The following is a 10333-nucleotide window of genomic DNA, read 5'->3' as shown; positions in this document are numbered from 1 at the left end:
AAGGGTTGGGCTGTTCGCCCATTAAAGCGGCACGCGAGCTGGGTTTAGAACGTCGTGAGACAGTTCGGTCTCTATCCGCCGCGCGCGTCAGAAACTTGAGGAAACCTGTCCCTAGTACGAGAGGACCGGGACGGACGAACCTCTGGTATACCAGTTGTTCCACCAGGAGCACGGCTGGATAGCCACGTTCGGACAGGATAACCGCTGAAAGCATCTAAGCGGGAAACCTTCTCCAAGATCAGGTTTCTCACCCTTTTAGAGGGATAAGGCCCCCCGCAGACCACGGGATCGATAGGCCAGACCTGGAAGCCCAGTAATGGGTGCAGGGAACTGGCACTAACCGGCCGAAAACTTACCAACACACAATCGCAACCACATTCCAGCCCACGATATTATTTATCGTGGACACCACACCCCCCACCGATACCAAATTTAAATAGAGTTACGGCGGCCACAGCGACAGGGAAACGCCCGGTCCCATTCCGAACCCGGAAGCTAAGCCTGTCAGCGCCAATGATACTGCCCTTTCGGGTGGAAAAGTAGGACACCGCCGAACATACACAAAAACACCCCCGGCAACGGGGGTGTTTTTGCATTTACAACTAACTAATCGAAAAGGGTTAAATTCGCCGGCGCCCGGCTCTTTTCCAATTCGAGCAGGGTGACTTTCCGGTCGATCCCGCCGCCGTAGCCGGTGAGCTTCCCGTTGGCGCCGATGACGCGATGGCACGGAACGATGATGGCGATGGGATTGTGCCCGTTAGCCAGTCCCACTGCGCGCGCGGACCCTGGCGCTCCGACCTGCTCGGCAATTTCTCCGTAGGAACGGGTTTCGCCGTAGGGGATCGTGAGCAGCGCCTCCCAAACCCGTTGCTGGAACGTCGTCCCTTGCAGATCGAGCTCGAGATCGAAATCGGTCAGCTCGCCGGCGAAATACGCGTTGAGTTGCTCGACGGCGTCGGCGAACACGTTGTCGTCGCGCATCCAACCGGCTCGACTCGGCTCGTAGGTTTGGTCGACCATCCGTAGGTTCGTCAAAGCCGAATTGCGGCCGGCCAGGGTCAACGGCCCGATCGGGCTGTCGATAGTGCGGTAATTAATCATGCAACCTCCTGTGGTGGCCAGTCATTCACCGAATGCTCGAGGGTCGTCCACAGGTGCTGGACGGCGTAGGAGCGCCAAGGACGCCAGCGTGAACTGTGCTCGCTGAGCTGGCGCTCCTGCATGGGCAGGCCCAACTGCTTGGCTGCCAGCCGAAGGCCAAGGTCGCTGGCGGGGAACGCGTCTGGATCGCCCAAACCGCGCATCGCGATGATTTCCGCCGTCCAGGGGCCGATGCCGGGCAACGCCAGCAATTGGCTACGCGCGCTTTCCCATTCGCTGCCCGCGTCAAGGGCGATGCTGCCGTCGGCGAGGCTGGCGACGAGCGCACTCAGCGTCCGCTGGCGGGTTTTGGGGACGGCCAGGTGCACGGGGTCGATGTCGGCGAGTTCTTCCACCGACGGGAAGGTGTGCGTCAATCGGCCCGAAGCGTCGTGGACGGGCTGTCCGTATGCCGCGACCAGCCGGCCCGCGTGCGTCCGCGCGGCCTTGAGCGACACCTGTTGGCCCAGCACCGTGCGGATGGCGAGCTCGTTCTCGTCCACCGTGCGCGGTATGCGTTGTCCTGGCGCCTTGGCGACTATCGGGGCCAACTCCGGGTCAGCGCTCAGCGCCTCGACCACCGCCTCGGGATCGGCATCGAGATCCAGCAGGCGCCGACAGCGGGCCGTGGCTGTGGCGAGGTCGCGGAAGTCGTCGAGTACGAGCACGCACCACACATGATCGGGCGCGGGAGTCAGGCTGACCAGGCCGTTGCCGGACGGCAACCGCAACGTGCGCCGGTACGCGCCGTCGCGGACCTCCTCGCAGCCGGGTACCGCGCTGGCGGCCAGATGGCCGAACACGCCCTCGTGGGCGAACGGGGTGCGAACCGGCAGCCGGAGCGATAAGGATCCTGCTGACGCGCCCTCGGTTCCGAACCGGGACGCCGCACGCTTGCGCAGCGCCGAGGGTGTGTTCTCGAACACCAATCGCACCGTGTCGTTGAACTGGCGGATGCTGGAAAACCCTGCGGCGAAGGCTATGTCGCCGAACGGTAGCTCTGTGGTTTCGATCAGCACACGGGCCGTCTGGGCCCGCTGCGCGCGCGCCAGGGCGAGAGGCCCGGCGCCGAGTTCGGCCTGCAAGAGCCGTTCCAGCTGGCGGGTGGTGTAGCCGACACGGGCAGCCAGGCCACTGACCCCGTCGCGGTCGACCGTGCCGTCGGCGATGAGCCGCATCGCGCGGGCGACGACGTCGTGGCGCACGTTCCATTCGGGCGAGCCGGGCGAAGCGTCCGGGCGGCAGCGCTTGCAAGCTCGAAAGCCCGCCCGCTGGGCGGCCGCGGCCGTCGGATAGAAGCGCACGTTGGGTGCGAACGGCGGCCGCACCGGGCAACTCGGGCGGCAATAGATGTGGGTGGTGAGCACCGCGGTCACGAACCAGCCGTCGAACCGCGCGTCCTTGGACTGGACGGCCCGGTAGCAGCGTTCGAAATCGTCATGCACGCTTCAAGGCTTACACCCGCCCACCGACAAGACTGGCGGAAAAACGACATCGCAGTCCCACAGGGCGGAAACTGGGCCCTCAACGGGGTGTGAACAGGAACACGTTTTGTCGACCCCGCTCGCAGGCAACAGGTTGAACTGCGGTCGAAAGACCTGTGAAGGCAAGCCAATTGGCGAAACGTTAGCAAGCCAAACATTTCGTGTGCCGACGTTTTGCCGTGGATTCGAAAGCCACGGATCGCGTGGTAGCAAAGGGAAGGCAGATGCATTTTGCGGCATTGCCGCCGGAGGTCAACTCCGGGCGGATCTATGCCGGCCCCGGCGCGGGGCCGATGCTGTCCGCCGCGGCGGCATGGGACGAACTGGCAGACGAATTGCACACCGCGGCGGCCAGCCTCGAGTCCGTGATCGCGAACCTGGCGACCGTACCGTGGCAGGGGCCCTCATCGGCGTCGATGGCGGCCGCGGCCGCACCGCAGGTGGCATGGCTGAGTAGCACGGCGGCGCAGGCCACGCAGACCAGCGCCCAGGCCAAAGCCGCCGCGTCGGCTTACGAGTCGGCGTATGCGATGACGGTCCACCCCGCAGAGGTCGCGGCCAACCGTACGCAACTGAGCTCACTGGTTGCGACGAACCTGCTGGGTCAGAACACTCCCGCGATCGCGGCCACCGAGGTCGCGTACGGCGACATGTGGGCCCAGGACGTCGCCGCGATGTACAGCTATGCCGGCGAATCGCAGGCGGCCACGCAGGTGACGCCGTTCACCCCACCAAAGCAGGCCACCAACGAGGGCGGGGTCGCGGCGCAGGGCGCTGCATCCGGCAAGGCCGCCAGTACCGCGGCGGGAAACGCGCAGTCGGCGTTGTCGGGTGGCAACGCGACGTCCGCGGTGCCGAAGGCCTTACAGTCGCTCACTTCGCCGGCATCGGGACTGTCCAGTTCTGCTTTTTCAGAGTTTTCCAACCCGTACGACCTGGTGTCGCTCGGCTCGAGCCTGCTCGGAAACGGCGTCGGGCTGATTGGACTCTCGGGGGCCGCGGGCTTCATTTCGAACGCGGAACAGAAAATCACCGGGGTGACTTTGGGGTCCCCACCCGCGGCGTCCGCGCCGGGGCACGCGGCGAAGGCGCCGTCGTCTTCGCGCCCGGCCGAGAAGGTGTCGGCAGAAATGGGCCGTTCGCCGTCCCTCGGCGGCTTGAAGGTGCCCGAGGGCTGGACCACGTCGGCCCCGCAGCTGCGGCTCACCGCCCTCGAGTCGCCCGCCGCGGGATCCGCGCCGCCGGCCCGTCCGGGTGCCGGTCTGTTCGGCGGCCAGATGCCCCTCTTCGGCGGGGCGCCGTTGATGGCGCTGTCGGGCCGGGACAAAGCCGACTCCCGCCGCCCGGGCGACGAAGGCGGCGCGCGGGGCCGTCAAGCGCCTGCGGCAGCGGCTCCGCACCCCCGGGTCGAAGTTCCGAGTGGTGCCTCGGGCGGACGGTCTAGTGGGGCCGCGGCCGAATTGCGCGAAATGACCGAAGTGCTAGGCAAACTCGCGCAACTCCGGGACACCGGAGCGCTGACCGAACATGAGTTCATCGAGCAGAAGCAACGTCTTCTCGGCGGCCAGTAGCGCGGTTGCCGTTGGCGCCCAGCCAGATTGCCGACACCACAGCGAGGATCAGCACCGCTGTCAAGCCCGTGACGGGAGACCAGCCGAGGCGCGAGTGGCTGAGCGTGAGCAGGTACGGCAGCGCGAATCCGAGATAGCTCACTGCCTGAAAGGCGGACGTCGCGACTCCCAGCCGGGCCGGATCGGCGATGGCCTGCACATCGGCGAGGCCTGCGAAGAGGGCGATCCCGTAGGCGGCACCCAATCCCGCGGCAGCGACGAAGACCGCCCACACAGTGGCGGCCGACGCGGCCCACACCGCGACGACCAGAGCGACGACGACCACCACCATTGCTTGCGCCAGCAGGCTAATTCGAAGCCTTGGGCCCACGCGAGCGACCAATGGCTGAACCATGACACCGGCGAACGCCGGGATCGCCGTAGCCACCGCCGCGAAGGTCAATGGCTGCGAGCCGGCCCGGTGTGCGACCAACGCCGGGAGGTAGGCCAGCGCGATGGCCGCGGTACCGAATACCCAGGGCGCGAACGGCACTGACACCAGGATGAGGTGTTTCGACAACTCGCCGTCCGCGGGCGCTCGTTGAGCGGGCGGCTTTTGCGCAGTGGCGCCCGCGGAATTCGTTCCCGCCTTGCGGATGGCGAAAAGCGCGATCACCGCGAGCACCATCTGCGGCACGTAGGGCCACAGTTCCGCGCGTGACACATGTTGTGCCACAAGCCCTGCGATGAACGGGCCCCCGCCGAACCCGATCGTCATGGCGATCGTCGCCCGGCGCGGCCCGGTGTGCGGGTGGGCCTCCAGGGCGGACAGCTCCTTGATCCACGCGGCTCCGGTCCCAAACGCGAGTCCGCTGCTCACTCCGCCCAGTAGGCGCCCCGGAAACAACAGCCCGTGCCAGGCCGAGCCGGCCATCAGGACCCCGGAAGCCGCGAGCGAGAACAACAACGCCGCCACCACCACGACGTGGCGCCCGGCGCGATCAGACCAACGGCCCCCCACGATGAGCGCCGGTATCAGGCCCACCGCGTACAGGCCGAACATCACACACGTCGCGGTCGCGGACACGCCGTGCTGTTGATACAGCACGATCAGCGGAGCGAACTGGTTGGCGCCCCATCCAATGGCCGCGACGGCGATGGCGGGTCGCAGCCAGCCGCTGCCGGCAAAGGCGGTGGCAGGGTCCGCTACAAGGGCTCGTTGAGTCACGCGTTCGAGCATTCGGCATCGGGACCCGGCGGGCCAGTGACCGATACGCCATATGACGTACAATTTCGGCCATGGGCCATAGCGTCGCGCTTGCGCTGAGCGACCAGGTGCCGATTTTCGAGCTCGCGGCGCCGTGCGCGGTCTTCGGCACCAACTGGCCAGGGCGCGACGACTGGTACGGCCTCAAGGTCTGCAGTCCATCGAACGGCCTGCGCGTGGACCGCTGGTTCACCGCGGCGACGCCCTACTCGTACGCCGATCTGATCACCGCCGACACGGTCATCGTCCCGGCGTGCCACGACGACGAGCTGCGACCGCCGGCGGATCTGGTCGACGCGATCCGAGAGGCGTCACAGCGCGGCGCCCGGATCGCGTCGATCTGCAGCGGCGCGTTCGTCCTGGCGGCCGCCGGCCTGCTCGACGGCAGGCGCGCTGCGACCCACTGGCGGCACGCGGACGCGCTCGCCGCGCGCTACCCGCAGATCACCGTCGACGCCTCCGCCCTTTACATCGACGAGGGCGACGTCCTCACCTCGGCGGGAAAATCCGCGGGCACCGACCTATGCCTGCACATCGTCCGATTGGATTACGGCGCAACGGTTGCCAATGAGGTGGCGCGGCGGCTGGTCGCGCCGCCACACCGTGAAGGGCACCAGCGGCAGTACTCGAATCCGTTGCCGGGGAATGTCGCCAACGACGTCGTCGGCGACGCGATGGACTGGGCGCTCGCGCATCTAGGCGAGCCGCTGACCGTCGAGCAGCTCGCCCGCCGATCCGGGGTGAGCGTCAGAACCCTGCACCGCCAACTCGTTTCGCGTACCGGAAGCAAACCGCTGGATTGGCTCAATGCCCAACGCCTGCGCCGTGCGCAACAGCTGCTGGAAACCACCGACTCGACCGTCGAACGCATCGCCACCGAATGCGGCTTCGGCACCGCGACGACGCTGCGACGGCATTTCCGTCAGTCGCTCGCCACCACCCCGGACACCTACCGCCGGACCTTCAGCACCGCAGCGGCGCCGTAAAAGCCTGTGCGAGTTATGAATTGACCAACTGGGTGATCTTCGCGAGGAGTTCGAAGATGCCGTACGCGAACGGAAGGGCCACCCAGCACCAGGCCAGCGCGATCAGAGCCGGGTGGGATCCGCGGTCATTGCTTGGATTGGTCATGGTTGTTTCTCCGGCTGTGGGTCGGGAACCGACTCGGGTTCCAACAGGGCGTCGTCGGTCGGGGCGTGGTCGTGGTGTTTGGGCGCCACCGGCTTGATCAGCTCATTGCAGATCATGCCGACGACCAGGAGAGCGATCATCACCACGAACGACATGATGTACAGGTCGGGGCCGTGCTTGCCGGACGCCTCCTGCGAGTCCGCGATGGCGTTCACGATGAGCGGGCCCAGGACCCCGGCGACCGACCACGCGGTGAGCAACCTGCCGTGGATCGCCCCAACCTCGTACGTGCCGAACAAGTCACGCAGGTACGCCGGAATCGTCGAGAATCCCGCGCCATAGAACGACAGAATGAACAGGGTGCTCAGCAGAAAGATGATCTTGTTGGAGTTGGTCGTCAAGGCAAGCGTCACATACAAGAGCGCGCCGCCGCCGAGGTAAAGCCGATACATGTTCTTGCGGCCCACCGCATCCGACAGCGACGACCAGCCGATCCGGCCGAGCATGTTGGCCAGCGACAGCAGCGCGACGTACCCGGCGGCCGCGGAGGTCAGCAACACCCCGCGCGGAACTGTGGGGAAGAAGTCCTGATAAATCGGCGAGGCCTTTTCAAGGATGCCGATCCCGGCGGTCACGTTGAAGCAGAGCACCACCCAGAGCAGCCAGAACTGGGGCGTCTTGATCGCGTTGGCCGCGGACACACCTGCTGTGGTGACTAATGCTTTAGCCTTGTGCGCCTTAGGTTCCCAGTTGCGCGGTGCCCACCCCGGTGCGGGCACCCGGATCAACAGGCAGCCCATCGACATAAACACCGCGTAGGTGCAGCCCATCACGAGGAAGGTCTCGGCGACGCCGGCGGTGCTGGCACGACCGAATGCGGTCAGGAGGCTATTCGACCACGGCGACGCGATCAAAGCTCCGCCACCAAATCCCATGATCGCCAAACCGGTCGCCATCCCAGGGCGGTCCGGAAACCACTTGATCAGCGTGGACACCGGCGAGATGTATCCGATCCCGAGACCGATGCCGCCGACCACGCCATAGCCTAATAGGACCAGCCAGTATTGATGGAGCGAGACGCCGAATCCCGCGATCAGGAGTCCGCTGCAGAAGCAGACCGTGGCTACGAACATGGCCCAGCGGGGCCCGTAGTGGTCCACGCGCGTGCCGAACGCGGCAGCCGAAATACCCAGCATCACAATGCCGATCGTGAACGGGAGTGCGCTGGCGGTGCCCGAGATGTGTAGCGACTTCTCCAGCGGGATCTTGAAGACGCTCCAGGCATAGACCGAGCCAATGGCCAGGTGGATTGACAGCGCGGCGGGAGGAACCAGCCAACGGCTCCAGCCTGGTCCGGCGATGATCGTGGAGCGGTCCAGCAAGCCAGTGACGGTCACGATGCACCCCTCGAAGGTCGCCGGGCCGCAGCTCGGCCCACGTCACTATCGACGCCGCGCAATCCTCCGGTCAATTAACTTTTTTCTATCGTCTGATAGAGGATTCCTATCGAAGGTGTTCGCGCCAAATCCCTACTGTCGCAAGTGAACTAGCCGTTACAGGAGCGTAAATCCTTGGCGGCGTCGATGACGGCACACGCGCGTTGACGTGATCTCTCGTCGGGGGCAACGTGTTCGAGAATTCTGCCCTGATCGATTACGTACTGTCTGGCCCTCTGGGTCTCGTCGGCCGCATCGGTGAGTGAGCACCGCTTGATGTAGAGCACCAAGAGTTCGAGGTATGCGCAGCGTTCCCAAAAGGCGCCTAGCGGCGTGGTATGGACCAACCGTGACAGGTGGCGGACATCGTCATGATTCTTCAGAAAGTTCACAACGCGCCAATTACCCGGCGACTCAAGCATGTCGAGCTGGATTACGGTCAGTTCGTCGAGCCACTGTTTCTCGAGCTCTCGAGGTACTGAGAAACGCTGGTACTCACTGTCAACGCCATCGCGAGACATATAAAAGCGGGAACCTTCGTAGGCGAAGAAGATCTCGCGCGCGCGGTCCAGCGGACGGCCCGTCACGTCTGTTCAGTGGCGTCGGCGAGCGAGGCTAACCGGGTCGGACGCTCATGTCCGCGAAGAGTCACCGTGTCGCCCAAAGTCCAAGCGGCGCGCTGGCTTTCGCTTGCGCCATCGAGCGTGTCCGCGGTGACCAGCAGCCGGGCGGGGTGCGACTTGGCAAGCTCGCACAGCCGGGCGGCCTCGTTGACGGGCTCGCCGATGACGGTGTATTCGAAGCGTTCCCTGGCGCCGACGTTGCCGGCGACGACCTGCCCCGCCGCCACACCTAGGCCGGCCTGGCACTCGGGCATCTCGTTGCGGAGCCTGTCGGCGATCGCGCGCGCGGCCCCCAGCGCTTCATCTTCGGGACTGTCAAGGTGATTCGGTGCTCCGAAGATCGCCAGCGTCGCGTCGCCCTCGAACTTGTTGACCAGCCCGCGGTGGCGGTCCACCTCTTCGACCACTATCCCGAAGAACTGGTTGAGCACCGCGACGACCTCCGCCGGACGACGACTGGTCACTAATTGGGTGGAGCCGACGATGTCGATGAAAAGGACTGCGACATGGCGTTCTTCGCCGCCAAGTTTGGGTCGTTCGCGTTCGGCGGCCAGGGCCACTTCGCGTCCCACGTGGCGGCCGAACAGGTCGCGGACCCGTTCGCGCTCCCGCAGGCCGTCGACCATCGAGTTGAAACCGCGTTGCAGCTCGCCGAGTTCCGTGCCGTCGAACACCACCAAGTCGCCGCGGAGGTCGCCCCTCTCGACTCGCTGAAGCGCCGCGCGCACCACGCGCACCGGCGTCGCGGTCAGCCACGCCAGGATCCACATCAGGATGCACCCGAAAATCAGCGCGGCCGACGACACGATCAGCACACCGACCGCGAACTGGGTCTCGGTGAGATTGTTCAGCAATAACTCAAACAGCGCCAGGAGGGCGATGCCGATGACGGGAACGCCCGAGCCGAGAAACCACACCGTCATGGTTCGGCCCATGATCCCCGACGCCAGCCGCCGCGGCGGTGGACCCGCCTCGAGCGCCTGAGCCGCCACCGGACGCAATGCGAACTCGGCGAGCAGATAACTGCCGGTGGCCACGAGAACGCCGCAGAAACTCACCCCGACCAGGAAACGGGGGATGAACATGGTGTTCACCTGGCCGTAGAGGACCGAATAAAGCACTGCTCCGGTTCCCCACAAGACGAGGTCAACCAATGCGATCCGCCACGGGGCGATGAACGTGTTGCGCTCATCCTCGGGAGTAGGAGCGCGCTCCTCGATCGCCCAGCGCAACGCAAGGACGGTCCTGCGGGTGATCCACACGGTGCCCACCGTCAGCGCCAGGACGATATAGGCCGGTGAAACCCCGAAGGTGATCCACGCCGGCGCGTCGTCGAAGATGCTAGGTACGGGGATGGCGACTGTTACCAGGATCAGCCCGGCGGCGATCCCGAGCAGGTTGGCCCCCAGGACGAGGACGGTCATGATGACCTGGATGCGCACTCGCCGGCGCCGTTGGCTTTCCGAAACCCGCCCGAGCAACAGCGAGCCGTACGCCGGGGTCTCCGACAACCGACCGCTCTGGCGGGTGACCTTCTCGAGCACCCGGCCTATTCGCTGTGCCACGGACTGGTTGGCCGACATGGTGGCGTCAGCCTAATTTGTGGCCCACGCTCTAAGGTGAGTCGGGTGCGTCTAGTGATCGCCCAGTGCACTGTCGATTACGTCGGCCGGCTGACCGCGCATCTGCCCTCGGCACG

9 protein-coding genes, 2 rRNA genes and 1 pseudogene are annotated in these 10333 nt (G+C 65.6%); 5 read left to right on the top strand and 7 right to left on the bottom strand.

Annotated elements, in window-relative coordinates; genetic code table 11:
- Both JOZ00_RS02480 and rrf read left to right on the top strand, forming a co-directional pair.
- Positions 1–360: ribosomal RNA gene (locus JOZ00_RS02480) — 23S ribosomal RNA — on the top strand; the annotation flags it as partial.
- Positions 361–443: 83 nt separating this feature from the next.
- Positions 444–556, top strand: a 5S ribosomal RNA gene (rrf, locus tag JOZ00_RS02475).
- A 50-nt stretch (positions 557–606) separates the two neighbouring features.
- On the opposite strand, the gene JOZ00_RS02470 is transcribed toward rrf, so the two are convergent.
- Both JOZ00_RS02470 and JOZ00_RS02465 read right to left on the bottom strand, forming a co-directional pair.
- Positions 607–1104, bottom strand: coding sequence for a methylated-DNA--[protein]-cysteine S-methyltransferase (locus JOZ00_RS02470; protein ID WP_293339166.1), 498 nt, complete (start codon positions 1102–1104; stop codon positions 607–609).
- A complete protein-coding gene (locus JOZ00_RS02465; protein WP_293339164.1) occupies positions 1101–2588 on the bottom strand; it encodes a DNA-3-methyladenine glycosylase 2 family protein in 1488 nt (495 codons plus the stop codon). The genes JOZ00_RS02470 and JOZ00_RS02465 overlap by 4 nt, the downstream gene beginning before the upstream one ends.
- Positions 2589–2851: 263 nt before the next feature.
- Here JOZ00_RS02465 and JOZ00_RS02460 point away from each other — a divergent pair, with 263 nt between their 5' ends.
- Positions 2852–4198 carry a PPE domain-containing protein gene (locus tag JOZ00_RS02460; protein ID WP_293339162.1) on the top strand — a complete coding sequence of 449 codons (1347 nt, stop codon included), beginning with the start codon at positions 2852–2854 and terminating at the stop codon, positions 4196–4198.
- On the opposite strand, the gene JOZ00_RS02455 is transcribed toward JOZ00_RS02460, so the two are convergent.
- On the bottom strand, positions 4161–5405 hold the full coding sequence (locus tag JOZ00_RS02455; RefSeq protein WP_293339160.1) for an MFS transporter: 1245 nt from the start codon (positions 5403–5405) through the stop codon (positions 4161–4163). The two genes, JOZ00_RS02460 and JOZ00_RS02455, sit on opposite strands and share 38 nt — an antisense overlap.
- 71 nt (positions 5406–5476) lie before the next feature.
- On the opposite strand from JOZ00_RS02455, the gene JOZ00_RS02450 reads away from it, so the two are divergent.
- Complete coding sequence (locus JOZ00_RS02450) at positions 5477–6430, top strand: helix-turn-helix domain-containing protein (protein ID WP_293339157.1); 954 nt, start codon at positions 5477–5479, stop codon at positions 6428–6430.
- Between the two features lie 13 nt (positions 6431–6443).
- Here JOZ00_RS02450 and JOZ00_RS02445 read toward each other — a convergent pair whose 3' ends face one another.
- The 4 genes from JOZ00_RS02445 to JOZ00_RS02430 all read right to left on the bottom strand — a co-directional run bounded on the left by JOZ00_RS02445 (position 6444) and on the right by JOZ00_RS02430 (position 10217).
- Positions 6444–6575: a hypothetical protein gene (locus JOZ00_RS02445; protein ID WP_293339155.1), complete on the bottom strand. Its 132-nt coding sequence runs from the start codon at positions 6573–6575 to the stop codon at positions 6444–6446.
- On the bottom strand, positions 6572–7972 hold the full coding sequence (locus JOZ00_RS02440; protein ID WP_293339152.1) for an OFA family MFS transporter: 1401 nt from the start codon (positions 7970–7972) through the stop codon (positions 6572–6574). Before JOZ00_RS02440 ends, JOZ00_RS02445 begins: the two co-directional genes overlap by 4 nt.
- 149 nt (positions 7973–8121) lie before the next feature.
- Entirely contained in the window at positions 8122–8598 is a 477-nt protein-coding gene (locus JOZ00_RS02435; protein ID WP_293339150.1) for a hypothetical protein, read from the bottom strand.
- Positions 8595–10217: an adenylate/guanylate cyclase domain-containing protein gene (locus tag JOZ00_RS02430; RefSeq protein WP_293339148.1), complete on the bottom strand. Its 1623-nt coding sequence runs from the start codon at positions 10215–10217 to the stop codon at positions 8595–8597. The genes JOZ00_RS02435 and JOZ00_RS02430 overlap by 4 nt, the downstream gene beginning before the upstream one ends.
- A gap of 45 nt (positions 10218–10262) precedes the next feature.
- Between JOZ00_RS02430 and JOZ00_RS02425 the strand changes: the two are divergent.
- Positions 10263–10333: pseudogene (locus JOZ00_RS02425) on the top strand (endonuclease NucS domain-containing protein); the annotation flags it as partial.

Origin of the sequence: Mycobacterium sp. (assembly GCF_019243155.1) — a bacterium.
Classification (GTDB): Bacteria; Actinomycetota; Actinomycetes; order Mycobacteriales; family Mycobacteriaceae; genus Mycobacterium.
The sequence above is the reverse complement of the archived record's forward strand: the minus strand, read 5'-3'. Positions and strand labels throughout refer to the sequence as shown.

What these genes read in the sequence shown, in the direction of transcription:
- JOZ00_RS02470 (WP_293339166.1), bottom strand. Translation starts at nt 1,104, where the DNA reads ATGATTAATTACCGCACTATCGACAGCCCGATCGGGCCGTTGACCCTG.
- JOZ00_RS02445 (WP_293339155.1), bottom strand. Translation starts at nt 6,575, where the DNA reads ATGACCAATCCAAGCAATGACCGCGGATCCCACCCGGCTCTGATCGCG.
- JOZ00_RS02460 (WP_293339162.1), top strand. Translation starts at nt 2,852, where the DNA reads ATGCATTTTGCGGCATTGCCGCCGGAGGTCAACTCCGGGCGGATCTAT.
- JOZ00_RS02430 (WP_293339148.1), bottom strand. Translation starts at nt 10,217, where the DNA reads ATGTCGGCCAACCAGTCCGTGGCACAGCGAATAGGCCGGGTGCTCGAG.
- JOZ00_RS02450 (WP_293339157.1), top strand. Translation starts at nt 5,477, where the DNA reads ATGGGCCATAGCGTCGCGCTTGCGCTGAGCGACCAGGTGCCGATTTTC.